This window comes from Halomonas sp. G11 (assembly GCF_001663515.1).
In the GTDB taxonomy this organism is placed as follows: Bacteria; Pseudomonadota; Gammaproteobacteria; order Pseudomonadales; family Halomonadaceae; genus Vreelandella.
Genome location: NZ_LYXG01000041.1, coordinates 230,769 through 254,883, shown reverse-complemented (window position 1 = coordinate 254,883; position 24,115 = coordinate 230,769). Strand labels below are relative to the sequence as shown.

General features: G+C 59.9%; 21 protein-coding genes. 17 read left to right on the top strand and 4 right to left on the bottom strand.

Going from position 1 to position 24,115, the window contains the following annotated elements:
- Nucleotides 1–105 precede the first annotated feature (105 nt).
- Complete coding sequence (locus ADS46_RS15625; RefSeq protein ID WP_066321576.1) at nucleotides 106–3,072, top strand: hypothetical protein; 2,967 nt, start codon at nucleotides 106–108, stop codon at nucleotides 3,070–3,072.
- Here ADS46_RS15625 and ADS46_RS15620 read toward each other — a convergent pair.
- The gene (locus ADS46_RS15620) at nucleotides 3,069–3,785 is read right to left on the bottom strand and encodes a trimeric intracellular cation channel family protein (protein ID WP_066321575.1); all 717 of its coding nucleotides are present in this window, start codon (nucleotides 3,783–3,785) and stop codon (nucleotides 3,069–3,071) included. The genes ADS46_RS15625 and ADS46_RS15620 overlap by 4 nt on opposite strands.
- 158 nt (nucleotides 3,786–3,943) lie before the next feature.
- Here ADS46_RS15620 and ADS46_RS15615 point away from each other — a divergent pair, with 158 nt between their 5' ends.
- The 3 genes from ADS46_RS15615 to ADS46_RS15605 all read left to right on the top strand — a co-directional run bounded on the left by ADS46_RS15615 (nucleotide 3,944) and on the right by ADS46_RS15605 (nucleotide 7,562).
- Nucleotides 3,944–4,435 (top strand): NfeD family protein, encoded by a 492-nt coding sequence (locus tag ADS46_RS15615; protein ID WP_066321573.1) that lies wholly within the window; start codon nucleotides 3,944–3,946, stop codon nucleotides 4,433–4,435.
- Between the two features lie 2 nt (nucleotides 4,436–4,437).
- Nucleotides 4,438–5,493 carry an SPFH domain-containing protein gene (locus tag ADS46_RS15610; RefSeq protein WP_066321572.1) on the top strand — a complete coding sequence of 352 codons (1,056 nt, stop codon included), beginning with the start codon at nucleotides 4,438–4,440 and terminating at the stop codon, nucleotides 5,491–5,493.
- A 269-nt stretch (nucleotides 5,494–5,762) separates the two neighbouring features.
- Entirely contained in the window at nucleotides 5,763–7,562 is a 1,800-nt protein-coding gene (locus ADS46_RS15605; RefSeq protein ID WP_066321571.1) for a GGDEF domain-containing protein, read from the top strand.
- Nucleotides 7,563–7,596: 34 nt separating this feature from the next.
- Here the strand turns inward: ADS46_RS15605 and ADS46_RS15600 are convergent, their stop codons facing one another.
- Nucleotides 7,597–8,919 (bottom strand): DUF2252 domain-containing protein, encoded by a 1,323-nt coding sequence (locus tag ADS46_RS15600; protein ID WP_066321570.1) that lies wholly within the window; start codon nucleotides 8,917–8,919, stop codon nucleotides 7,597–7,599.
- A 277-nt stretch (nucleotides 8,920–9,196) separates the two neighbouring features.
- On the opposite strand from ADS46_RS15600, the gene ADS46_RS15595 reads away from it, so the two are divergent.
- Together ADS46_RS15595 and ADS46_RS15590 are read left to right on the top strand one after the other, a co-directional pair.
- Entirely contained in the window at nucleotides 9,197–10,198 is a 1,002-nt protein-coding gene (locus ADS46_RS15595) for a GlxA family transcriptional regulator (RefSeq protein ID WP_066321568.1), read from the top strand.
- A gap of 114 nt (nucleotides 10,199–10,312) precedes the next feature.
- Entirely contained in the window at nucleotides 10,313–11,548 is a 1,236-nt protein-coding gene (locus ADS46_RS15590) for a TauD/TfdA family dioxygenase (RefSeq protein ID WP_066321567.1), read from the top strand.
- Here ADS46_RS15590 and ADS46_RS15585 read toward each other — a convergent pair.
- Nucleotides 11,545–12,567, bottom strand: coding sequence for a GlxA family transcriptional regulator (locus tag ADS46_RS15585; protein ID WP_066321565.1), 1,023 nt, complete (start codon nucleotides 12,565–12,567; stop codon nucleotides 11,545–11,547). The two genes, ADS46_RS15590 and ADS46_RS15585, sit on opposite strands and share 4 nt — an antisense overlap.
- Nucleotides 12,568–12,704: 137 nt before the next feature.
- Between ADS46_RS15585 and tmpA the strand changes: the two genes are divergently transcribed.
- The 11 genes from tmpA (at nucleotide 12,705) to ADS46_RS15530 (ending at nucleotide 23,588) form a co-directional block, all read left to right on the top strand.
- Entirely contained in the window at nucleotides 12,705–13,832 is a 1,128-nt protein-coding gene (gene tmpA, locus ADS46_RS15580) for a TauD/TfdA family dioxygenase (protein WP_066321564.1), read from the top strand.
- On the top strand, nucleotides 13,829–14,416 hold the full coding sequence (locus ADS46_RS15575) for an HD domain-containing protein (RefSeq protein ID WP_066321562.1): 588 nt from the start codon (nucleotides 13,829–13,831) through the stop codon (nucleotides 14,414–14,416). Before tmpA ends, ADS46_RS15575 begins: the two co-directional genes overlap by 4 nt.
- Complete coding sequence (locus ADS46_RS15570) at nucleotides 14,413–16,008, top strand: 5-guanidino-2-oxopentanoate decarboxylase (protein WP_066321561.1); 1,596 nt, start codon at nucleotides 14,413–14,415, stop codon at nucleotides 16,006–16,008. The genes ADS46_RS15575 and ADS46_RS15570 overlap by 4 nt, the downstream gene beginning before the upstream one ends.
- Nucleotides 16,009–16,057: 49 nt before the next feature.
- Nucleotides 16,058–16,999, top strand: coding sequence for an ABC transporter substrate-binding protein (locus ADS46_RS15565; protein ID WP_066321559.1), 942 nt, complete (start codon nucleotides 16,058–16,060; stop codon nucleotides 16,997–16,999).
- A complete protein-coding gene (locus tag ADS46_RS15560) occupies nucleotides 16,996–17,730 on the top strand; it encodes a class II aldolase/adducin family protein (RefSeq protein WP_066321558.1) in 735 nt (244 codons plus the stop codon). The genes ADS46_RS15565 and ADS46_RS15560 overlap by 4 nt, the downstream gene beginning before the upstream one ends.
- A gap of 22 nt (nucleotides 17,731–17,752) precedes the next feature.
- Complete coding sequence (locus tag ADS46_RS15555) at nucleotides 17,753–18,964, top strand: pyridoxal phosphate-dependent aminotransferase (RefSeq protein WP_066321556.1); 1,212 nt, start codon at nucleotides 17,753–17,755, stop codon at nucleotides 18,962–18,964.
- Nucleotides 18,961–19,758: an ABC transporter ATP-binding protein gene (locus ADS46_RS15550; RefSeq protein WP_066321555.1), complete on the top strand. Its 798-nt coding sequence runs from the start codon at nucleotides 18,961–18,963 to the stop codon at nucleotides 19,756–19,758. Before ADS46_RS15555 ends, ADS46_RS15550 begins: the two co-directional genes overlap by 4 nt.
- A 42-nt stretch (nucleotides 19,759–19,800) precedes the next feature.
- Entirely contained in the window at nucleotides 19,801–20,574 is a 774-nt protein-coding gene (locus ADS46_RS15545) for a transporter substrate-binding domain-containing protein (RefSeq protein WP_066321554.1), read from the top strand.
- 95 nt (nucleotides 20,575–20,669) lie between these two features.
- The gene (locus ADS46_RS15540) at nucleotides 20,670–21,377 is read left to right on the top strand and encodes an ABC transporter permease (protein WP_066321552.1); all 708 of its coding nucleotides are present in this window, start codon (nucleotides 20,670–20,672) and stop codon (nucleotides 21,375–21,377) included.
- Between the two features lies 1 nt (nucleotide 21,378).
- Complete coding sequence (locus ADS46_RS15535) at nucleotides 21,379–22,104, top strand: ABC transporter permease subunit (protein WP_066321551.1); 726 nt, start codon at nucleotides 21,379–21,381, stop codon at nucleotides 22,102–22,104.
- A 14-nt stretch (nucleotides 22,105–22,118) separates the two neighbouring features.
- The gene (locus ADS46_RS15530) at nucleotides 22,119–23,588 is read left to right on the top strand and encodes an aldehyde dehydrogenase family protein (protein ID WP_066321550.1); all 1,470 of its coding nucleotides are present in this window, start codon (nucleotides 22,119–22,121) and stop codon (nucleotides 23,586–23,588) included.
- Between the two features lie 32 nt (nucleotides 23,589–23,620).
- Here ADS46_RS15530 and ADS46_RS15525 read toward each other — a convergent pair whose 3' ends face one another.
- Nucleotides 23,621–24,094 carry a GNAT family N-acetyltransferase gene (locus ADS46_RS15525; protein ID WP_066321549.1) on the bottom strand — a complete coding sequence of 158 codons (474 nt, stop codon included), beginning with the start codon at nucleotides 24,092–24,094 and terminating at the stop codon, nucleotides 23,621–23,623.
- Nucleotides 24,095–24,115: the final 21 nt, after the last annotated feature.

Below are 24,115 nucleotides of genomic sequence, written 5' to 3'. Positions count from 1 at the left end.
CGTAGGTTGTCTGCTCAGCGTTGAAATCAAAAGTCGAAGGTGGGCTTACGACGCGCATAATGCCATAAAACGTCGATCAGCAGGAGTCATCTGCAAGGAAGCCGTATGCCAAATCAGCGTCCCAGGTCAAAACGTCTTTCACACCTTCTGCTCATCACCCTGGTAGGCGTTTTGACAGTGGCGCTCATCTGGCTACTCGGTAGTGCCTGGCTGCTCAATAGCCAATGGTTGCCGCAGCAGCTCTCAAAGATCGAAGGTGTCGAGGTGCGCTGGTCAAATGCCCAAAGCCTGCACCCTGGGCGCTGGGAGGTCGAGAATCTCTACCTCGCCCGTGAAGACGATCGGATGCCCGTCACCGTTGACGCCCGGCGAGCCACCCTTTCGCTGTCCTTGCTCGACCTGCTGCGCGGCGAATTGCATATCAAGGCGCTGGAGGCCAGTGGGCTCCGCCGCCTGACCGTTGGCGATATTGCGCTTGAAGCCGAGGGCCAACTCCAGATAAAGGACACTCAGTTCAGCCGTGACGCCTTGGCCGTGCCCCATGTATCGCTGGATATTAACCAAGGGCGTTTGGTACGGCTAAGCGACCAAGCCACCCTGGCGCGCGATATCAGGTTAGCCGCCAGTGCCAACCTGGAAAGCGTAACCACCGCACAGGCCCCACGAGATGAGCTTATCGCCAGCCTGCTTGGCGCCCTTTCAGCACAGCTGACCATCAATGCCCAGGCCGACGCCTGGGACGTCTTCATGCCCTATTTGAAAGCACTGCCCTGGTTAACGCTTGATGGCAGCGGCGCACTGACGGGCGAGCTTGCGCTTGATGCTGGCAAGTTACAGCACGGTAGCCAGCTCACCCTGGTGGCGTCGGCCTTACGCTTATCGGTGGATGAGCAACGCCTGACGTCCGATGCCAGTGACTCACCGCGCTGGATGACTCCCGACTCTTCTCCGCCGCTTCATACCGCCGTCGGCGAAGGGCGCGTTCGTCTGGCCGCACAGGACAATACGCTGACCTTTTCCACTCAGTTAAACAACGTGGTGTTGGCTGACAGCCATCCTTACGCTGACGATACCCAACTAGGCCTGGTGACCGGCATTCCCAACCAGCGCCTGGACCAGTTGGACCTACCAACGAGCGCCACCCTTGAGCTGCAAGGCCAGGTGACCCGACTGGATATGCTTGACCGCTACCTGGCAGATACCTTTGACGGTCAGGGTGTTCGCCTGGCCGGGAAGGGTCAAGTCGACGCCAGCATAACGCTACGTGACGCCCAGCCTCACCGTGCCTCGTTGTCGATTCAGGCACCCGAACTGGCCGCGGAACTGCTGGATTTCAACGCCAGGGGAAGCGGTTCCCTGACGGCACAGCTAACCCCCGACGAGGTCATCGATGCGACACTTACGTTCATTGATGGGACCCTGCTCCACCATGAGCAAACGCTGCTGGCGGATGCCGCGATCACCCTCAACGCGCGCAGCCCGGTTGACCCTGTGCAAGCTCGGGAGGACGCCACCGCCCGGCTGGCCTGGCAATCTGCCCGCCTGCCAGACATCAGCGTGCTGCAACCCTACCTGGGCGCAATATTACCCGGCCCCGGCCCGCTGCAGTTGCTTGACGGTCAAGCCACCAGCAACGGCCAGCTGGCGTTCACGACAGAGGAGATGAGCGGCGAGATCTATTTAGCCGGGGAGCAGTTGACCACGCGCTGGCAGCACGGCGATGAGGACGGCACGCTGGAAAGCAGCGCCCAGCTCAGCCTGGCGATGCGTCGGGCAGCGCTCGACGGCTCCGCGCTGGACATCAGCGGATCACGTTTGCGTTGGCAAGTTGCGGATACAGACGCTCCCTCTGAGACGTTACAGAGTACCCTGGTACTCAATGAAGGCCGTTTCGAGCGAGAGAAAATCGCTGACGCCAGTCGCGTCAGCGGTGAGTTTTCCATGGAGGGCAGCGTACAGCAGCTGGGCTTTTTGAATGCTTTCCTGCCCGAGGCCCACGGATTAAAGCTCGCGGGAAACGGCCAGCTATTTGCTCAAGGGGCATTCCGCGATGACCGCCTGCTGGCGCCCACCCGCCTGAGGGTCAACGCCAACCAGCTGGAGGTCGGCTTTCTGGACTATCTGGCCACGGGCCGCGGCGAGTTGACGGCTCAATTGGATAGTGCCGAACACGCCCAGCTTTCGCTGGGCATACCGCACTTTACGCTCATGCGCCAGGACGACGACCTGCCCCACCTGGAGGGTCGCCACTTTGCCCTGACGACCCAGACCGAACGTTTCAGCGAGGTACTGGCAGCCCCCGAGCCTGCCTTCTTCACCACGCGTATCGCGCTGCCCATTACCCAGGTGCCTGACTTCACCCGTTATAACCACTATCTACCCGAAGAAGCAGGCATCCGTCTGCTCGGGGGCCAAGCAAGCCTGACCAGCGAATGGCTGCTGGAGGGCCTGACCGCTCAGGGCGAGATCAACCTGCGCGCCTTTGGTGCCGACCTGGCGTTGCTCGACCAGCGTCTCAAGGGCGATGTCGAACTGCATCTGCAACTTGACGAAGGTGACCTGGACACACGGCGCTTTAACGCCGACAACTCATTCCTGCGTCTGGAAAACGTGTTTCGCCAGAGTGCAGAAGGCGCACAGGACGCCGGTTGGTGGGTCCAACTGAACCTGGACGACGCACAGCTTGAGTGGCGCAATGCTATCAACCTCACCAGCCAGCTACGTCTTGGCATGCGTGATACCGGTTTACTGGCCCGGCTCTTCTTGGCGCGCGCCCGGGAAAGCGGCTGGTTAGGCAGATTGCTGAACGTCCACGACATCAACGGTGACGCGCGGCTGCAGATCGACGGCGAGCGCATTCGTCTTTACGACCTGACGCTAACCGGCGGGCCCCTTCTGCTGCTTGCCGATGTCACCCTGGCCGAGAAACAGGCCAACGGCGCGCTTTATGCCCGAATCGGCGCCCTGGGAACAGGCGTCGAGCTGATCGACAGCGAGCCCGACCTGAAAGTCCTGCAACCCAGGCGCTGGTTCGACCGCTGGCGGGAGGCAAAGCGTTTTCCCAGGCCTTAACGGCGATTTCGCTCACGGCGAATCATCCTGACCCGCTGTTTGGCTTTTTGCGGCGTGGAAAGGGGAGCGGCCGAATCATCGGCAGGTTTCGGGGGCAGGGTCACCCAGGCAAATACCGGCAGCGCCAAGTGCCAGTGAATCGCCGCGATTCGCAATCCCAGCGTCACCGTCAACGAGGCGGCAATGGTCAGGGGCAGCGGCGCTTGCAGGGCATCTAGCACCACGTAAGCCGTGCCACCCGCCATCGCCGCCGTGGCGTAGACTTCCTCGCGCAGCACCATGGGGACACGCTGGGCCAGCACATCGCGGATCATGCCACCCGCCACCCCTGTCATCATGCCCATCAGCACCGCCACAACGCCGGATGTCCCCAACAATAGCGCTTTGTGAGCGCCAATCACGGTAAATAACGCCAGGCCAAAGGCATCAGCAATCGGCAAAAAGCCCCGAGACAGCCGGTGGATATAGTGAAACCCCACCAGCGCGGCGCACACGGTGGCCAAAATCACCCACAGATAGGTTGGATCAGCCACCCAGAATACCGGCCTCACCCCCAACACCAAGTCGCGCAGCGTACCGCCACCTATCCCCGTCACAGCTGCCAACACCAGCATACCGAATGGATCCATCCGCGAGCGGCATGCCAGGACAACCCCGGATAGAGCAAACACGATCACCCCCGCCATATCCAACCAATAAACGATACCCGACACGCGATGCTCCTTTTTATCCACGGCCCTTGAATGCGGGCAGAATAGCACCCGCCTTACCGAGCCAAACACGAATATAAAAACGCCTATGATAGGCGTGTTAATACACATTAGGTTAGGCTGTCGTCGTAATACCTTTATCGATTGACAACGGAGTGCCCATGGACTGGAACCCTGCTTATAGCTGGTTGGTACTCGCCCTGCTACTGAGCTTGGCGGAGCTAACCTCTGGCGCGATGTTGCTGCTTGCCCTGGGGGTGGCCGCGGCGTTCACGGCAGCGGTCACAGCGCTTGGCCTGACGCTAACCTGGCAGTTGATCAGCATGGGAATATTTTCCGGTGTGCTGGTGCCCCTGGGGGTGATGGTCATTCGCCCGCACTTCTCACCCAAGGGCGTACACTACGGCACCACCGGCACCGGTGTTGAGAAGGGCAACCACTACACCACATTGAAACGCGACTTCGATAACGCTACCGGCATCAAGGTTAACGGTGATTTTTATCGATTAAAGGTATTGGAAAGCGGTGATACCGACCTCCCCCAAGGCACGCCAGTGCTGTTTAAACGCTTTGACGGCACAACAGCTCTCGTCAGTCTCGCCTCCGCCGACACCGATCGTCAGGACGATACTTCCCAACGCAAGGAGTTATAAAAATGGATTTACCCATTAGCCCAGGCCTACTGATAAGCCTGATCATTGTCGTCATCGGCATACTGATCATTTCGAAAGGCCTGGTGATCGTTCGCCAATCCGAGGTGATGGTCATCGAGCGACTCGGTTCGTTTCATCGCGTACTCGAAAGCGGCATCAATATTATTGTGCCGTTTATCGAGCAGCCGCGTGCCATCACCATGCTTCGCTACCGCAAAATGGGCGAGGACTACACGGCCATTACCAGCGATGAAACGCGTATCGACCGCCGCGAAACGGTGATGGATTTCCCGGGCCAGCCGGTGGTGACCACCGATAACGTCACCGTGCGCATCAATGGCGCACTCTACTATCAGATCATCGACCCGAAACGTGCGGTCTATGAAGTCGAGAACATGAGTCAGGCAGTGGAAGTACTGGCCAAGACCACGCTGCGTTCGGTGGTCGGCAAGATGGAGCTGGATAAGCTGTTCGAGTCCCGCGCAGAGGTCAACAACGAGATTCAGGCGGCCATGGAAGAGCCTGCCTCCAAGTGGGGCGTCAAAATCTCCCGCGTTGAAGTGCAGGATATCGCCATGCCGGATGAAGTCGAGTCCGCCATGCGTCTTCAGATGGCCGCCGAGCGTAAGCGTCGTGCCACCGTTACCGAGGCAGAAGGCGAAAAATCCGCCGCCATCGCCATGGCGCAGGGCCAGCGTGAATCCTCAATCCTGAATGCCGAGGGCGATAAAGAATCTGCCATTCTGCGCGCCCAGGGCGAGCAGGAATCGATCAAGCTGGTGCTCAGCGCGATTGGCGATAGCGAAGAGAACAAGCGCACTGTAGTGGGCTATCTGCTGGGCCAGAGCTATATCAAGGGGCTGCCCAACATGGCCAAAGACGGCGAACGGGTTTTCGTGCCCTACGAGTCCTCTGCCCTGCTTGGCTCCATGGGCATGTTCCGCGAAATGGCGGGGTCGCCGGAAGACACCGTGGCTAGCCACCTCAAAAACCGTAACGGCAGTCGCGAAAGCGGCTTCCAGAGCGGTGTCGTTGGCGGGGCTGCCAGCGGCCAGTAGGTATTAGAAAAGGAGGCGCCTGGTGATGATCCTTGCGCCCTCGAAGCAACGCGATCCGACCGGGCTGGCGACAGTCCGGTTTTTTTATGGCCTTTTCATGGGGACGGGACAAAAAATCGTTGAAGAAACAGCACCACCTTGGCTCGCTTTTTAGTTAAGATTGGGATCAATGTACTAACGCTACTGTACCTCGCTGCATCAGCCTCTCGCCGTATATTGTTGATGCCTTCCATCAGCGGAATGATCGCTATAATACGAGGACGTTCGCCATGCTGCGCCGTGGGTTCGCCATACGACATCTCATTCTGCTGATCGTCTCATTTATTGTGTTGGCGATACTCTCTGATGGCCTCAAAGCGGAAGCCCTACCTCAGCCGCTAATGGACTGGGAGTACCGCTGGGGCGACTCCCCCCTGAATGCGAACGGCGAGCCCGAGTGGCTAGATGATGAATCCGCCGACTGGCAATCAACAGCCTCCCCTTCCAACCCACCAGGCCGTGAAGGGCATCAGCACCTTTGGTTACGCACGACCTTGCCTGAGGGCGATTGGAATGACCCCGTCCTTTATATCACCAGTATCAATTTAATCGGCCAGGCCTACCTCGGCGATGAGCTGATTTATCAGTACGGCGAATTTGACGACCAGGGGCGAGGCGATTTTGCTGGCTGGCCCTGGCATATGATCGACCTGCCTGAAGGGGCGGCTGGCCAGGTACTCACTTTCCGGCTCTATTCCTACTACACCAGCATTGGGCTTTGGGGCGAAGTGCAGATAATGGAGCGTATCGATGTACTCAAACACGTCATCCATGAGTCCGCCCAGGATCTTGGCGTCAGTGCGCTCGTATTGGTGCTGGGCATTCTGGCCACCCTTTTCGCCCTTATCGGGCCTGAACGGCGTGGTTTCCTGGCCATCGCGCTGTTTGCCTACGCCTCCGGGCTGATGCTGCTCGCCGAAGCCCCCGTCCGCCAGTTGATCGCCGATGGCCCCCTGGCCTGGGATATGCTCAGAGCAGGCAGCTACTATACCCTTCCGATCGCGCTGGGGATGTTGCTCAGCCATTGGCTTGAAGGCACCGCCAAGCGCTGGATCAAGCGACTCTGGGCCTTACACCTGGCCTACCTGGCGATAGCCATTGGCCTGGTGCAGTTAGGCGTTATCAGCCTATCGATAACCTTCCCTGTGTTTGATGTCTTGCTCGCCGTGACCATGCCGTTCATGCTGCTGCTCGCGCTATTTCGCTTCAGCAGGCTCAATCTCGAACAGCGCTTGCTGGTGCTAAGCTTCACCTTTTTTGCTCCCCTGCTGCTCGCCGACATGGTTGTCGCCCATGGCTTCGTGGCCTGGCGAACGGTGCCATTAAGCTATGGCAGCTTAGCTTTTTCTCTAGCAATTGCGACTATATTTCTGTGGCACTACCGACGCACCCAGCAGCAACTGGCAACGGCCAACGAAACCCTTGAACAGCAAGTTACCGAACGCACAGCAGAACTTGGCCAGCTTGTTCAGGAGCTGGAGGGGCTTTCGTTTGAAGACCCTCTCACCGGCCTTCACAACCGACGCCATTTCAATACGGTATTCGACCATGAGTGCCGCCGCGCTCAACAGCATGGCAGCCAGCTTTCTCTGCTCATGTTGGACCTGGACCATTTTAAAGACATCAACGATCACTTTGGCCACGATGCAGGCGATGCGGTGCTGGTTAAAATGGCCGCGTTACTCAGCCAGCATTTTATGGAGTTAGGGGTGGTCTGCCGAATCGGAGGCGAAGAGTTTGTTGCCCTGCTCCCGGAAGCCTCGGCCGATACGGCCGAGTCCAGTGCCAATGCGCTGTTAGACGCCGTCGCCCAATGCGCCTGTGCTCATCAAGGCGTCCCGCTCAGGCCAATCACGCTGTCTTGCGGCATTGCCACCTACCCCGATCATGCTCAAAACCCGCATAAGCTTCTTCGACTCGCTGATGAAGCGCTTTATCACGCCAAACGCAGCGGCCGTAACCGCTGCGTGGTATGGTCTGAGTCATTCGAGGAACATGGCTTTATACTTGGCCGACGGCAACCACAGTAACCTGTCTTCAGTTAATCCAAGTAGCGCCTCAGGCCTAGGGGGAATCGGTCGCCAGAAAATGATCAATGAACACACCATAGTCCTGTTCGACGCAATCCGCGTAAGCCACCGCGAGGGTCGACACCACCTCCACAAACTGCTCCTCACGCCCTTTAAGTCGCTGGCAGATCGCCATGGCAAAAGGTCTATGATCCCCGCTATTCAGCGCTTTCGCCCCCCGCAGGTGTTCCCGGGCGAGAATCTGCCCCCACTGGTGTGCGAGCTTGCGATACGGCTTTCCGCTGGAAAGTTTATGGGTAGGGAAGTCCTTCTTGAAAGGAGAGCGCTCGCGGACCGAAAACACCTTGTCATTCATGGTTAACCAGCCAAGGTAGGCATCCGGGTGTTCCGCAATGGCATGAAACGCCGCCGCATGGCGAATACCTTCATTGGGAAATAGCTTGCGCCACGCCTGCTGTTGGGCCTTGCTCATGAAGCGATAGGCTTCCGGGGTTACCTGCTCTTTGACATCCAGAATGATGTCGTCGTGCTCGTGGTCGACCCCGCCTTCAATCAGTACATAGTAGCGCTCTACCCCGAGCGAACCGGTACCTGCGTCCAGCCGACGCGCGGTGTCTTTGACGCGGAAATGGCGGGGGTCGCTCTCTTTTGCAGCGTCTTGAAGGGTTTGCTGGTACTCCTGCTCTATCAGTCGACGCAGTTGACTGGCCATATCAGCGGGCAGGTTAGCGAGCTTACCGGGGCGCTCCGCAAACTGCCGACCTCGCTGGTCGTCAAGCGTGGTCCATTTTTCCAACATGCGCGCACGGCTCTGCTTATCCGCCACCTTGCTCATGAAAGGCTTCAACTGACCTTTGGCGCTATCCAGCGTGACTGCCTCGATGGGCACATCGTCGGTATAATCCGCCAACGTGTAATAGTAACCCTCTAGTAACTTGCCAAGGGCTTTATCAATGGCTTTGGGGCTAAGCTCGGCATTTTCACGACCATCCAATACCACGCTGATGGCCAGCCTCCACAGGTCGTATTGATAATCGCCGATTAGCGCATCGTCAAAGTCGTCCATGCCGTAGCGCACCTGGTCATCATGATGACCGTAAGCACCAAAGTTGTAGACATGGGCGTCACCCTGCAACCAGGTTTGGGTATTGGGCCACCCCCCAAACAGCGAAAAGCGCCAGTCGTGCCATACGTCTTGCCAGTACATATGATTGGTACCGCGGAAAAAACGATATGGCGATGCCGCCATCTTGGCATATTTGGCTTGGCGGGTCGCCGCGTCCAAGGGCGCGTTGGCTTGCTGGATGGCTTCAATCACTTGCTGGGGGCGGTTGTGTCCCGTTAGTGCATGACTCATTGCGATGCCTTTGTGGGTGCATAAATGCTGTCTTGTCTAAGCGTAGGCGACAAACGTTAAGAGATTAAGTCACGTGACTTAACATCTTGTCTTTCGGGCGAGTGTCGCCACGGGCAAGATGAAACGCTTGACCGCTGAAAAAAGCTCCAGTTGTCTACCAAGCGCTTGTTCAACAGGCCTTGGTTGTCTTCACACATTTATATGCTATTCCACTCCGACGCAAGAACATCTATTTTAACGAGTTCATTTACCGATCAGCCTCAAGGAACTTCTCCGCATGCGACTCCATTACCAAGGCCAGCTCCCTGAGCGTATCGGTTTTTTGCTGCTCCCCCGTTTTGCCATGGTGGCTTTTTTCTCAGCCGTAGAACCGCTCCGCATTGCTAATCGCATTGCCGGGCACGAACTGTTCCAGTGGCACGTGATTAGTGAATCGGGGGCCCCCGTGACAGCCAGCAATGGAATGACCCTGATGGCCGATGAAGGGTTGACCCCCTATCCCGATGTATCCAGCCTGGCCGTCTGTGCCAGCTTCGAACCCGAGGAAGCGATTTCCCGTCACATAACCCAGTGGCTGCACCGCCAGGCTCAACGCGGATGCGTGCTCGGAAGCATGGATACCGGCGCCATTGTACTGGCACACGCTGGACTGCTGGACGACCAGACGATCACCTTGCACTGGGAGAGCCTACCGGTGTTCCGTGAATCGTATCCGCACTTGCATGCCGTCGAATCACTCTTTGAAGTCAGCAAATCCGGTTTTTCCTGTGCCGGGGGCACGGCCGCCATGGATATGTCGCTTGACCTGATTGCCAGGCGTCATGGCGATACGCTTGCTCAGCAGGTGTCGGAACAGCTCATTCATGCGCATATTCGTCACCCTGAAGACCGCCAGCGTTTCGAGCTATCCGGTCGGCTCGGCTCGCGTAAACCCGCGCTATTACGCGCCGTCGCCTTGATGGAGGCAAACCTCGAACACCCCCTAACAATTGCCGACATCTCCGAACAGGTCAATATCTCATTACGCCAACTGCAAAGGGTATTCGAGCAAGAGTTGAGCAGTACCCCGCGCCGTTACTATCTCGTTTTACGGCTCGAGCGATCCCGCCAACTGCTGCGTGAAACTCAGCGCGACATCATCGAAATCGCCCTCGCCTGCGGCTTCAATACCGCATCGAGTTTTTCTCGCACCTTCCGGCAATATTTCGGCTATACACCCAGTGACGTTCGTCATCACGACAGACCGAACGTCGCACCCGCTGAACGCTTAGCGCCTTAAAAAAGGCATATTCAGCACAGTCCATGACGCATTGCGCGCACCAGCACCATCATCCTGCTGGCAATGTGGTACGCATCAAAAGCGAATGCCAACCCTCATTACGGAGCGCCAGTCATGCCCATCGAGCCCCACGATTCCTTGCCACCTACGCCTGATTACGATGCCTGGCCTGTCGATGTCTCGATTGCATCGATTGAACATCAACCAAGAGAGTTGCATGTTTACTGGCAGGATGGGCGGCTTAGCCGCTATCACAGCGTCTGGTTGCGCGAAAATGCCGCCGATGATTCCACGATCAATCCCGCCACCCGTGAACGCATACTTGACCTTTCAAGCCTGAACGCCTGGCCAACAATCGACAGTGCTGCGCTTGAGGAAAGTGGCGCCGTCTGCCTGACCTTTGCACCGGAACAGCGACAACTACGCTTTCATCCCGGTTGGTTGCGAGCCCACGACTATTCCAACGGCCACACCCAGGATGCACCGCTGGTGACCGTCACGACATGGCGGGGTAGTGATAAGCAGGCCCCTGATACGTTCGATGCCGGTGGCTGGCTTGATCACCCATCAGGCAGCCCTGTTGACACAGCCCTGCTGGAACCAGCGTTGGAAAGCCTTTTAAGCCAAGGTCTCGTCAGGTTACAAAACCTGCCCACCGCCCCCGGTACGCTGGCCAGCATCGCCCGGCGAATTGGTCCTATCCGGCCGACGAACTTCGGCGAACTCTTCGATGTAAAGGCCAAACCCAACCCGGATTCAAACGCCTATACGTCGATTGCGCTGCCACCGCATGTGGATCTACCGACACGCGAATACCAGCCGGGACTACAGCTGCTTCACTGTCTGGAAAATACGGTTACGGATGGTCAGGCAGTGATGATGGATGGTTTTGCCATTGCCGAAGCACTGCGCGATGAAGAACCTCAGGTCTTCGACACCTTGAGCCAGGTTCGATGGTGCTTCGCCAATACCGCCCAGACCACCGATTATGTATGGCATGAGCCTGTAATCCGCTGCGATGCGCATGGCGAGCTGCTTGAAGTCCGCATCGCCGACTTCCTTAGGGGGCCTTTGCAGACCGATTTCAACCAAGTCGAGCCAGCCTATGAAGCGTTAATGGCATTACAACGTCGCTTGCGTGACCCCAGCTTTGCGATGCGCTTCACCTACCGTCCTGGTGACCTGGTCATCTTCGATAACCGCAGGCTGCTGCATGCGCGTGACGCCTTCGAAGGCAGCAGCGGACAGCGCTGGCTGCAGGGTTGCTATCTGGAACGCGACGAAGTTCGCTCACGCTATCGCATTGTGCAACGCACCAAGCGACAAGAACGTGTCGCCGCCACTGACTAGTTACCTACCGACAGGCTGCCCCGCTCAGCGGTGGTACTGGGCGCTTCCCCGAAGCGTTGGCGATACGCGCGTGCGAAATGGGTCGGCTGAGTAAACCCGGTCGCCATTGCTGCCTCGGTCACCCGGCAACGACTATCGGCCAGAATACGTTGCGCCTCGTCGAGCCGCATACCCAGGTAACACTGCTTCGGGGTTTCTCCAAAATGGGCCATGAACAGTCGGGTCAATTGCCGTTGTGATTGCCCGATCATGCGACAAATATCGGGAATGGGTATGACTTGTGATAAGTGGGCTTCCATAACCGCCAATGCTCGAACCACTGTACGTGGCAGATGCGCCAATTGACGGCTCTGTGCCCTCGATGCGCCATCCGCGTTGCCCCGCTGGTGGACGATTTGCCGCCCTACCGCATCGGCTAGCGCGGGCCCATAAGAGCGCTCCACCCAGGTCAGCATCATATCGATGCTGGCCACACCGCCCGACCCGGTCAAGCGCCCGTGACCAAATTCATAGGGGGCATCGCTAATAGTGAGGTCAGGAAATTCCTGTCGAAAAGCCGGGATACACTCCCAGTGCATTGCGATCCGGTGTCCTTCCAGCACCCCTGCCCGAGCCAGAATAAACGGGGCAGTATCCAGCCCACCGAGCCAGCCGCCATGAGCGGCTACCTGCCTTAATATCGACCGCTCATGCGACGTGGTTGTGACCTCTGGTTCGTAAGAGGAGACCACCATTAGATGAGCGTTCTGATCAACATCATCGATACACCCATCAACATCAATGCGAACCCCATTACTCGCAACCACGGCTTCCCCTGCCGAGGACAGTAAGCGCCAGGCAAAGAGGTTACGCCCAAATCGATTGGCGACCCGTAACGGCTCCAGGAGGCAGAAAAGGGTCAGCATGGAAAACTTGGGGAGCAGCCAGACATTCAGAGTTTGTTCGGCCTCTACAAAATCCAGTAGGGGCGGCGAATCCGGGCGTGGATAGGGCCAGCCCTCAGGTAAATTATCCTTCATGGCGAAAATTATTCAACAAAAGGCTAATTTTATCAAGTTGGCTACCCAAAACAGCGATAGGGTAGACGTCGACAAGGCAACGTTGCGCCTAACCAACACAGCCGTCAGCAACCGATCATTTGCGGAGAGCCGTCCTCATGTCCCAGTCCGTCACCGTCAACCTTCAAGCACAGGGCCGTCGCCTACGGATTGAGGCTGACAGCCATCATCGCGACTTTGTCCCCCTCTGGTTACGTGAACGCAGCCCTGATGATGCCACCCGAGACCCCTATACCGGCCAACGCTTGGTCGAAGCTGCCGAGCTACCCCTGGACCTGACGATTGAGACGGCCGATGTGGCTGACGGACAGCTAAGGCTAAGGTTCAGTGACGGGCACCTCACCACTTTCGAACTCGCCGACCTGCTCGACGAGCAGGTCGGCGATGCGCCACGTGAACTCTGGGATGCCGCCGGCGCACCACACCCCGAAGCAGACTTTGCCACAGCCCTTGACGACAACTCCGCTCTGCTGGCAATGCTCGATGCGCTACATCGCTACGGCTTTGTAATCGTCTCCGGGGTCCCCTCCAACGAGGACGGCATGCAGCCACTGATTGATCGTATTGGTCCACTTCGGCGCACCAACTGGGGCGGCATCGCCGACGTCAAATCGGTGGCCAACGCCTACGACCTGACCATGACTCAGCGCGGCCTGGAGCCTCACACCGACAATCCCTACCGGGACCCCATCCCCGGCTATATTTGGCTGCACTGCCTGACCAACGCTGCCGAAGGCGGCGACAGCACCCTGGCCGACGGTTTTATGGCGGCCCGCCTGCTGCGTCAGCGCGATCCAAGTGCCTATGCCTGCCTCACTCGGGTGACCCCCAGCTTTCGCTACTGCGACGCCGATACTTACCTGGAGAGCGAGGGCCCGCTGATCGAACTGGACAGCCGAAACGAGCCGGTCCGGGTGCGCTACTCCAACCGTACCGAAGGCGTTCCGGCGCTGCCAGCGGAAGAGCTGGAGGCTTACTATGCTGCCCGCAAAGCCTTCTATCAGTTGATCACCGGCGACGAACTGACGCTGAACCTCAAGCTCGACCCGGGCCAGATGTTGATCATCGACAACTATCGTCTGCTCCACGGCCGTAGTGCCTTCCAGCTCGCGGGCGGCGTACGCCATATGCGCCAGGGCTATGTCGACCGCGATACCACCACCAGCCGCCGCCGCGTGCTGCGTCAGCGGCTCGACACACATCCGGCCACAGGAGAAACCGCATGACTCAGGCGCGCTTTCGCTATTTCGGCGAAGCCCAGCGGGAAGACTGGGCGCTAATCGATGCCCGCTTCCGCGACTATCTCGCCGATACGCCACGTCGGGTGCTCGCCCATCTGCATAACCTCTCCGGCGACCATCACGGCTACCCGGTGGACCGCTACGAACACTGCCTGCAGACTGCCACCCGGGCGCTGCGCGATGGCGCCGACGAGGAGATGGTGGTGTGCGCACTGCTCCACGATATCGGCGACGACCTGACCCCGGCCAACCACGCCGAGGTCGCGGCAGCCATCCTCGAGCCCTTTATCGACCCACTCAACGCCTGGATGATTCGCCACCACGAGCTATTCCAGGGCTATCACTACCGCCACCATTTCGGCCAGGATCCCCACGCCCGGGAGCAGTATCGCGATCACCCGGCCTATGAACGCACCGTGCGCTTCTGCGACCAATGGGATCAGGCCAGCTTTGACCCGGATTACGACACCCTACCCCTGACATATTTTGTCCCCATGGTAGAGCGAGTACTGAGTCGCACGCCACGCGGCGGCCTCCCCGAGCCACTTCCCGAGGAGTCGCCACAATGAGCCAGACCTGCGCTCAGTTGCTGATGCGATTGTTGGAAGCCTACGACGTGGATACCGTCTTCGGCATTCCCGGGGTGCATACCATCGCGCTTTACCGCGCCCTGGGCGAAAGCCCGGTCCGACACGTCACCCCGCGCCACGAGCAGGGCGCAGGTTTCATGGCCGACGGCTATGCCCGGGCCAGTGGTCGGCCGGCGGCCTGCTTTATCATCACCGGCCCAGGCATGACCAACATCGCCACAGCCATGGCCCAGGCGCTGGCCGATTCGGTGCCGATGCTGGTGATTTCCAGCGTCAACCGCCGCGAGACATTGGGTCGTGGCCAGGGTCGCCTGCATGAACTACCCAGCCAACAGCAGATACTGGCTGGCGTTAGTGTCTTTAGTCACACCCTGCACGACCCTGCCGCATTGCCGGAGCTACTGGCCCGCGCCTTTGCGATCTTTCGCGGCGCCCGGCCAGGGCCCGTGCATATCGAGATTCCCATCGACCTGTTTGACGCCCAGGTGACCGCGTGTCCGCCACGTCCCATCGAGGTATTTCCGCCTGCACCGGCACCCGGCGCCGTTGCCCGTGCCGCTGAGTGGCTAAGCCAGGCCGAGCGCCCACTGTTGCTGCTTGGCGGCGGCTGCGTGGCGGCCCCCGAGGCCGCTCGCGCCCTGGTGGAACGTCTGCAGGCCCCGGCCCTGACCACCATCAACGCCAAGGGCGTGTTGGGGCTCGATCATCCGCTCGACCTGGGTGCGACCATGAGCCTGCCCGCCGCTCGTCGCCTGGCGGCCGGTGCCGACGTCATCCTGGCGCTAGGTACTGAGCTTGGTGAGACCGACTATGACCTGGTGTTTGACGAGGGCTTTCATCTCGACGGGCGACTTATCCGGGTGGACATCGACCCCCAGCAGTTGGGCCGCAACCAGAGCGCAGACCTGGCCATGGTCGCCGACGCCGGCGAGACCATGGCCGCCCTGTTGCAGGCGCTGCCCCACCGACGAGCCACTGACCGCCGCGCTGCGTCTGTTCGCCAGGCCCTGGCCCTGAACGAGGATCCGGAGCTAGCGCCCTATGTGCCGCTCTATGCCACCTTACGTGCCGCACTGCCGGACGCCATTCTGGTGGGCGACTCCACCGGGCCAGTCTATGCTGGCAACTTTCTTGCTTCATTGCCTGCCCCCCGTCGCTGGTTCAATTCTGCCACCGGCTACGGCACCTTGGGTTATGGACTGCCTGCTGCCCTCGGCGCCGCACTGGCCTGCCCTGAGCATCCGGTAGTGGCACTGGTGGGCGATGGTGGTCTGCAGTTCGTTCTCGGCGAACTGGGCACCGCACGTGACCTTACCCATCCGGTCGCAGTGGTGATCTGGAACAACCAGGGCTATGAAGAAATTCGTCGCTACATGGCCATGCACGAAGTGCCTCAGTTGGGTGTCGATTTGACGGCGCCGGACTTTGCCCACCTGGCCAGTGCCTATACCTGCCGCTACCGGGCAGTGGGCGACCCCGCGTCCCTTTCCGAGGCGCTCGCGCAACTGGGCGACGACAACTCACCGCTACTGATCGAGGTAGATGCCGACGCCTGGATGAGCGCTTTGTAAGTGGCAAAAGCAATCAATAATAGATCGATAAATCGACAAGGACCCTGATATGCATAAAACCGCCCTTTTAACCACGCTGACCCTCATCAGCATGCTGCCAATCACCGCTCAGGCGGCACAGGACGCCAGCGACGAGCTGCGCCTGGTGGTGCCACCCTGGCCTGGCGTCACCGTCAAATCAGAAATCTTCGCCCAGTTAGCTGAGCCGCTGGGATACCAGGTTGAGGCACTGGAAGTCAGCTCCACAGTGGGCTATCAGAGCCTGCAGAGCGACGAGGCTGATGCCTTCCTGGCCGGATGGCTACCGGCCCAGCAGGAAAGCTATGACGCGGCCAATGAAGCGGGCAGCATCGTCGACCTGGGCAACAACGTTACCGGCGCCCGCATGGGTTTCGCGGTACCCGGCTACGTCCATGAGGCTGGCGTAACCAGCGCCGAGCAGTTGGCGGATCCTGAAATAGCCGAGCGTTTTGAGCGCCGCATCTACAGCATCGAAAGCGGCTCAACGGTTACCGATATGCTTGAGCGCGCCATCGACGCAGATACCTATGGTCTGGGCAACTGGGAGGGGAAGCCCTCTTCCACGCCAGGCATGCTCAGCGAGGTGGCAGCTGCGGTGGACGAAGGCCGCTGGATTCTGTTTTACGGCTGGACGCCCCATTGGATGATCCCCGAGTACGATGTGCACATCCTGGACGATCCAGAGAGTGTGTATGGCGATGATAACGGCCGCAGCGACGTTAAAACCATCGTCGCTAAGCGTTATGCCGAAGCCAACCCCAACCTGACTCGACTGCTCGATCAGTTCACCTTCACCGCCGAGGAGCAGAGCGAATTCATCAGCGCCTTCAGCCTGGAAGAGCGTGACCTCGATGCCGTTGCCAAGGAGTGGATTGAACAACACCCAGAGCATGTTGCCCGTTTCCTTGAAGGTGTCACCACCTACGACGGTAGCAAGGATGCTCAAGCCGCCGTGGAAGCCACGCTATGAGCGATAATACGTTACAGGAGCGCGAAATTCGCCGAGACCTGGCCGCTTGCTATCGGCTGATCGCTCTGGACGGCATGGACGACGGTATCGATACGCATATCTCGGCGCGCCTGCCCGGCGAACGCTTTTTGCTCAACGCTTACGGCCTGCGTTTCGCCGAGGTACGCGCCGACAGCCTGGTGACGGTAGACGCCGACGGCAAGGTGCTCGACGACCCTACGGGACTGGGCATCAACCCGGCCGGTTTTATCATACACAGCGCTCTGCATGCCGCCCGCCCCGACGTTAACTGCGTACTCCACACCCATACCGTGGCTGGCGTTGCGCTCTCCTGTCTCGAGGAAGGCCTCCTGCCGCTCAACCAATGGTCATTGGCGTTCTACGACCGGCTGGCCTACCACGACTTCGAAGGCATTGCGCTGGCACTCGATGAACGCCAGCGGCTGGCTGACGACCTGGGCAATCACTCGGCCATGATTCTGCGTCAGCACGGTTTGCTGACCTGCGGCGCAAGCGTTGGCGACGCCTTCCTGCGCATGCGCAACCTGGAACGCAGTTGCCAGGCACAGTTGGCGGCTCAGGCCACCGGCCAGCCGTTGCGTCTGGTGTCGTCGACCATGGCTGAACACGTAGCAAAGCAGTACGAAGCCTGGGCAGCAAGCCACGCGGGGAGCGACCGGGCTTGGCAAGCTGAACGACGTCGGCTGGATGACGCTGGCGATTCCTGCTAACCAACATCAGAACGAGAGCCCTATGCACTATTCACGACTGACCGACCGTATCGCCGGCGAGGGTGCTGCGGCCTGGGACATCCACTACCGCGCCCTGGCCCGCCAGGCCGCCGGGGACGACATCACCTTGCTCTCGGTGGGCGACCCGGATTTCGCCACCCCGACGCCCATTATCGAGCGCGCGGTGGCTAGCTTACGCGGTGGTGCTACCCACTATTCCGATGTCCAGGGCAAGTTGGCACTGCGCCAGGCGATCGCCGACGGCTATCGCCACCAGGGCCTTGATGCAGGCCCAGACAACGTGATTGTCATGGCCGGTGCCCAGTGCGGCCTGTATGCCGCCGCCCAGTGCCTGCTGGATCCCGGCGACGAAGTACTGGTGCCCGAACCCAGCTATGTCACCTACGAAGCCGTGCTACGTGCCACCGGCGCAGAACTGGTGCAGGTGCCACTTCCCGGCGAGGCAGACTTCCGCCTCGACCCGGTCGCTCTGGAGGCCGCCATCACACCCCAGACCCGGGCGATCCTGCTCAACAGTCCCCACAACCCCACCGGCCAGTTGATCGACGCCGACGCCTGGGAAGCCATCGCGGCACTATGTCGGCGCCACGACCTATGGTTGATCACCGACGAGGTCTACGCCGAGTTGATTTTTGAAGGCAAACATTTCTGCCCTGCCACGCTGGAGGGCATGACCGAGCGCAGCGTGATTGTCAGCAGTCTCTCCAAGTCCCACGCCATGACCGGCTGGCGCCTGGGCTGGGTAGTGGGCCCCGAAGCGCTGATCGAACACCTCACCCACTTGGCGTTATGCATGCTCTATGGCTGCCCCGACTTTATTCAGGACGCTGCCTGCGATGCCCTTCAGACACCGCCCGCCGAGTTGCAGGCCATGCGTGAGGCCTACCGGGCGCGCCGCGACGCTGTTTGCGGGGCGCTCGCCGAAAGCACTGCGGTGACCGCGATCCGTCCACCAGCGGGAATGTTTCTGATGGTGGATATTCGTGCCACAGGCCTCTCATCTCAAAGCTTTGCTGATCGCCTGCTCGACGAGGAAGGCATCTCGGTGCTCTCCGGAGAAGCGTTTGGACCGTCCGCGGCCGGTTTTGTACGACTCAGCTTGACCGTCGAGGCAGAGCGCCTCACTGCGGCCAGCCTGCGCCTGGCGGCCTGCGCCGAACGTGCCCGGGCCGAACTGTCACCTACCCCGGCCACGGAGGCCGATTGCCTATGACATCATCATTTCCGCCGTCATCCCGTCCCTGCCCCACCTCCGCGCCTGCGGTGGTGGCCAGCCAACTGATCAAACACTTTGGCGAGCTAGAGGTGCTCAAGGGCGTCTCCCTCGAAGTGCCAGAAGGCAGCGTTACGTCAATTATCGGTGCCAGCGGCTCCGGCAAAAGCACCTTACTGCGCTGCATGAACCTATTAGAAAGACCTGACCAGGGCGAACTGGCGATTGCGGATGAGGCGATTCGTTTCACCCGCAATCCCCAGGGCGACATCACCGGTCTGGATCGGCGGCAACTACAACGACTGCGCGCCAAGGTGGCAATGGTTTTCCAGCAATTCAATCTTTGGCCCCATTTAACCGTGCTGGGCAACGTCATTGAGGCCCCCATGCGGGTCAAGGGTCTTTCACGCAAGCAGACCACAGCTCTGGGCGAGCATTACCTGGAGCGGGTCGGCATGGCTGACCGTCGGGACGCCTATCCCGCTTTTCTTTCCGGCGGACAACAGCAGCGTGTGGCCATTGCCCGGGCACTGGCCATGGAACCGCGTCTACTGCTTTTCGATGAACCCACCTCGGCGCTGGATCCTGAGCGCGTCAACGAGGTGCTGGGGGTGATCCGCGGCCTCGCCGACGAGGGCCGCACCATGCTGCTGGTTACCCACGAGATGCACTTTGCCCAAGAGGTCTCTGACCAACTGGTCTACCTCGACCAGGGTTGCATTGCCGCTGAGGGCACTCCGCAAGAAGTCTTCGCGGATCCCCGCTGTCGCCAATTCATGGCGCCCGCTGCCTGATAGCTCCAAAACACCATAACGACATAAAGACAGGAGAAGTCCATGAAATTCCCGATGATGATCGCTACCGCCGTCACCGCATTTGGCCTCGGCCACTCCGCCCAAGCCGCCGAGCCACTCAAGGTTGGCATTTCCGGCGAGCCCTATCCGCCCTTCACCTACAAGGCGTCCAGCGGTGACTGGACCGGTTTTGAGGTGGAGTTGGCCCATGCCTTGTGCGATGCCATGAACCGCGAGTGCGAAATCGCGCCCACCGGCTGGAGCGGTATTATCCCCTCGCTCAATGCCGGACGTATCGACATGATCATGAACTCCATGTCGATCACCGATAAGCGCAAGCGGGTCATCGACTTCACGCGCCCCTACTACTTCACACCGGGTGCCTATGTCGCCGCCACCGAACAGCCCCTGGATATTCCCGACGGACTGGACGGCCTGGTGATGGGCGTTCAGTCGGCCACCACCAATGCTACCTATGCCCGCCGCGCGTTACGCGACAGCGGTGTGGATATCCGTCTCTATGATCAGGCCGAGCAGGTCAACAATGATCTGCTGTCAGGGCGTCTGGACGTCATTCTCGCCGACGAGATCGCCATGGTGCAGTTCCTTGACCGCGACGAGGCAGAAGCCTTCGAGATCAAGGCCACTGCGCCGCTTCACGAGGCCTACGGTGAGGGTATCGGCATCGGTCTGCGTCAAGGGGAGGACGAACTACGCGAAGCGCTTAATGTCGCGATCACCTCAGTGATCGAAGACGGCACCTGCGCCAGCCTTTCTGAGCAGTACCTGAGCACCGACGTCTGCGTCTACGACTGAACCACGTTCACCAAAGCTCTATATCCCCCGGCGCCACTGGCATTGGGGGTTTTATTCTGTGACTGACTGTTCCGTGACCGAGGAAAGAGACAACCATGACTTCGATGACACCAGAGGGGCTCATCGACTGGGCGGGTCCCATCCTGAGCGGGGCCCTGACCACGGTGCAGATCGCCGTGCTGGCTTATGCCATCGGCCTACTGCTCGGGCTGCTTGGCGCTGGCGCCAAGTTGAGCCCCTGGAGGCCTTTACGCAGCCTGGCCACCGCTTACTCCACCCTCATCCGGGCCGTACCTGAACTGTTGCTGATCATCCTGCTTTACTATGCGGGCGCCCAGGCATTGGATGCTTTGCTGACGCATGTGGGCATGGCCGGTGCCGTGCAGATCACCGGTTTTGCCACGGCGGTGGGCGTGCTGGCTTTTGTCCAGGGGGCCTATATGACCGAGGTGTTCCGCGGCGCCATCCTGGCCATCCCGCGCGGCCAGTTGGAGGCCGCCGACGCCTTTGGTTTCTCGCGCTGGACTCGCTTCCACCGCATCGTGCTCCCGGGGATGCTGCCCAACGCCCTACCGGGCATGTCCAATCTGTGGCTGATTCTGATCAAGGACACCGCCCTGATCAGCGTGATTGGCTTCAACGAATTATTCTTCACCATTCAACAGGCCGCCGCCAGTAGCCGCGCCTACTTCCTTTTCTATGCCGCCGCTGGTGTTATCTACCTGTTGATGACCCTGAGCTCCACGGCACTCTTCGCCCGCCTTGAGCGTCATGTACGCCGAGGCCAACCCACGGAGGCCTGACATGGATTATTCCTGGCTGAGCGATCCTTTCTACCAGCGCTACCTGTGGGAAGGCTTCGTCAATACGCTGTGGCTACTGCTGGTCTCTGCGGTTGGCGGCCTGCTCCTTGCCGTTTTGGTGGCGCTAGCAAGGCTGCGCGGCCCTCGGCCCCTGGCCTGGCTGGTCTGGGCCTTTACCACCGTGATGCGCGGCACCCCGCTGCTGGTGCAGCTGTTCTTCTTCTATTACGGCGTGGGCCACCTGATGGAAGGTGTGCCGGGCATCCGCGAAACCTTTATGTGGCCACTGCTGCGTAACCCTTTCTTCTTCGCCGCCCTGACCTTCATCCTCAGCGTGGGTGCTTACTCCGGTGAGGTAATCCGCGGCGCCATGCAAAGCGTGCCACCAGGCGAGCTGGAGGCGGGCCGTGCTTTCGGGCTCTCCGGCTTCCAGGTACTCACTCGGCTGTGGCTACCCCGTGCCATCCAACTCTGCCTACCGACCCTCACCGGCGAGATGATCCTGCTGCTCAAGTCGATCCCGCTGGTCTCCACCATCGCCCTGATGGACTTGCTTCAGGCGGCCAATATCATTCGCGACGAAACGTTTCTGGTCTACGAACCATTGTTGCTGATCGCCGGTATCTACCTCGCGACCACCGTGGTGCTGACGCTGGTACTGCGCCTTGTGGAGCTCAACTTCCCCGGTATGCAACCAACCCAACGCCGCTGGCTGCCCATTCGCTAACCAGGAAATACGCCATGCCCGCTTCCATCAACATTTACAACGACACCCTGAGCGAACAGTTCATCGACAACGCCTGGGTGCCGAGCAAGAGCGAGACGCACCGCCCGGTGTTCGACCCCTATCGCGAAATACGCATCGCTGAGGTGACCTGTGGTGACCCGGCGGACGTTGATGCTGCAGTGGTTGCGGCCCGACGCGCTCTGCCCGGCTGGCGGACTACCCCAGAGGCCAAACGTGGTGAGTATCTACAGGCCATCGCGGCGGGGCTTGAGTCCCGCCGTCAGCCACTGGCCGAACTCTCCAGCCGCAACAACGGCAAACCTCTGGCGGAGGCTTACCAAGACCTGGACGACGCTATCGCCTGTTACCGCTACTATGCCAAGGCCGCTGTGGCTCTGGGTCAACGCCAGGGAAAAGTGGAAGACGCAGGCCAGCCCGACCTGGAAGCGCGCCACTACTGGGATGCCATCGGGGTGGTGGGGCTGATCACGCCCTGGAATTTTCCCTTGGTCAGTAGCGCCTGGAAACTGGCGCCAGCACTCGCCGCTGGCTGTACGGTGGTGTTCAAGCCCTCCGAGATCACGCCCCTCCCCGAACAGATGCTGGCGGAGGTTGTCATGGAGGCAGGCCTGCCATCGGGCGTATTCAATCTGCTGCTGGGCGACGGCGAGGGTATCGGTGCTCCACTTAGCCGCCATCCCGGCATCGACAAGCTTTCCTTCACTGGCAGCAACCCGGTAGGCGAAGCGGTGATGCGCGCCGCTTCTCAGGGCGTCCGGCCGGTCTCCCTGGAGTTGGGCGGCAAATCACCGATTATTGTCACCGAAGACGCCGATCTCGAACTCGCTCGGGATCTGGTGATGGCTGGCATCTGCTATAACGCTGGCCAGATGTGCTCGGCAACCAGTCGGCTGCTGGTCCATGAACGCCTGGCGGACGATCTCTACGCTGCTATCGACACCGCCATGGCAGCGCTACATCTGGGGGATCCCCTGGCGGCGGAAACCGATATGGGGCCTCTGGTCAGCGCCGCCCAGCGGGACCGGGTGCAGGCGTATGTGGCCCTGGCTGCGGAGGAGGAACTCTACAGCGAGACGCCCCTTCTCGCACGGCCCAAGCGTGGCTTCTTCGTGGTGCCACGCCTTTACCGTAAGGTGCCCACCACCAGTCGTCTGTGGCAGGAGGAGATATTTGGCCCGCTGCTCTGCGCACGCCGCGTGTCAGACGATGCCGAGGCCGTTGACCTGGCCAACGACAGCGACTTCGGCCTGGCCGCCACGGTGGTGGCCGGCGACCCTGACCACGCCGAATCCATCGCCCGGCGTTTGGAGGTCGGCAACGTCTGGTGCAATAGCGAACAATTAGCGCCGCCCCAGGGGAGCTGGGGCGGCATGAAGTGCAGCGGCATAGGCCGCGAACTGGGCGACTCGGGTCTGGACGCCTACCTTGAGCTCAAGCGCATCACGCGTCCCATAAAGTATTGAGATGCCAACACGGCGGTTTTCCCTGAACATGGTTAGGTCAACTGCCGTGACATCACCGTGACGGTTTCGCCTCGGTACTCGAGGCTTTCTAACGCCTGCCACCCCAGCCGTCGATAAAGCGCCTGTTGATCAGGCGTATAGAGATAGAAGTGCTCAAAGCCGTTCTCAACGGCTTCTGCTTCTACCCGGCGCACCAATGCAGAGGCAATGCCCTGCCCGCGCCACTCAGGCACGACGAATACAGAGGCCAGCCAGGGGGTAAGTTCACGGCGTATGCTCATGTCATCGGCAATCAGGCTGGCGGTTCCCACCGGGGTTCTGCCTTGCATCGCCACAAAGATGGAAGGCACCCCAGCCTGCCCACATTCGGCTTTTAAACGTTCAATAGCCTGTTCTTGAGTGAGGCCAGGGTGTAAATGGCCCCAGGCAGCAAATGTCCAACCCGCGACGATTTCAGCATTTGGATCGTCAGCACTCAGTCGCTGAAGGGCGATATCGCTTTGCATAAATGGCGCTCTACCTTGTTT

What these genes read in the sequence shown, in the direction of transcription:
- ADS46_RS15605 (WP_066321571.1), top strand. Translation starts at nt 5,763, where the DNA reads ATGCTGCGCCGTGGGTTCGCCATACGACATCTCATTCTGCTGATCGTC.
- ADS46_RS15525 (WP_066321549.1), bottom strand. Translation starts at nt 24,094, where the DNA reads ATGCAAAGCGATATCGCCCTTCAGCGACTGAGTGCTGACGATCCAAAT.
- ADS46_RS15585 (WP_066321565.1), bottom strand. Translation starts at nt 12,567, where the DNA reads ATGAAGGATAATTTACCTGAGGGCTGGCCCTATCCACGCCCGGATTCG.
- ADS46_RS15575 (WP_066321562.1), top strand. Translation starts at nt 13,829, where the DNA reads ATGACTCAGGCGCGCTTTCGCTATTTCGGCGAAGCCCAGCGGGAAGAC.
- ADS46_RS15560 (WP_066321558.1), top strand. Translation starts at nt 16,996, where the DNA reads ATGAGCGATAATACGTTACAGGAGCGCGAAATTCGCCGAGACCTGGCC.
- ADS46_RS15610 (WP_066321572.1), top strand. Translation starts at nt 4,438, where the DNA reads ATGGATTTACCCATTAGCCCAGGCCTACTGATAAGCCTGATCATTGTC.
- ADS46_RS15540 (WP_066321552.1), top strand. Translation starts at nt 20,670, where the DNA reads ATGACTTCGATGACACCAGAGGGGCTCATCGACTGGGCGGGTCCCATC.
- ADS46_RS15550 (WP_066321555.1), top strand. Translation starts at nt 18,961, where the DNA reads ATGACATCATCATTTCCGCCGTCATCCCGTCCCTGCCCCACCTCCGCG.
- ADS46_RS15565 (WP_066321559.1), top strand. Translation starts at nt 16,058, where the DNA reads ATGCATAAAACCGCCCTTTTAACCACGCTGACCCTCATCAGCATGCTG.
- ADS46_RS15615 (WP_066321573.1), top strand. Translation starts at nt 3,944, where the DNA reads ATGGACTGGAACCCTGCTTATAGCTGGTTGGTACTCGCCCTGCTACTG.
- ADS46_RS15595 (WP_066321568.1), top strand. Translation starts at nt 9,197, where the DNA reads ATGCGACTCCATTACCAAGGCCAGCTCCCTGAGCGTATCGGTTTTTTG.
- ADS46_RS15535 (WP_066321551.1), top strand. Translation starts at nt 21,379, where the DNA reads ATGGATTATTCCTGGCTGAGCGATCCTTTCTACCAGCGCTACCTGTGG.
- ADS46_RS15570 (WP_066321561.1), top strand. Translation starts at nt 14,413, where the DNA reads ATGAGCCAGACCTGCGCTCAGTTGCTGATGCGATTGTTGGAAGCCTAC.
- ADS46_RS15545 (WP_066321554.1), top strand. Translation starts at nt 19,801, where the DNA reads ATGAAATTCCCGATGATGATCGCTACCGCCGTCACCGCATTTGGCCTC.
- ADS46_RS15625 (WP_066321576.1), top strand. Translation starts at nt 106, where the DNA reads ATGCCAAATCAGCGTCCCAGGTCAAAACGTCTTTCACACCTTCTGCTC.
- ADS46_RS15555 (WP_066321556.1), top strand. Translation starts at nt 17,753, where the DNA reads ATGCACTATTCACGACTGACCGACCGTATCGCCGGCGAGGGTGCTGCG.
- tmpA (WP_066321564.1), top strand. Translation starts at nt 12,705, where the DNA reads ATGTCCCAGTCCGTCACCGTCAACCTTCAAGCACAGGGCCGTCGCCTA.
- ADS46_RS15600 (WP_066321570.1), bottom strand. Translation starts at nt 8,919, where the DNA reads ATGAGTCATGCACTAACGGGACACAACCGCCCCCAGCAAGTGATTGAA.
- ADS46_RS15590 (WP_066321567.1), top strand. Translation starts at nt 10,313, where the DNA reads ATGCCCATCGAGCCCCACGATTCCTTGCCACCTACGCCTGATTACGAT.
- ADS46_RS15530 (WP_066321550.1), top strand. Translation starts at nt 22,119, where the DNA reads ATGCCCGCTTCCATCAACATTTACAACGACACCCTGAGCGAACAGTTC.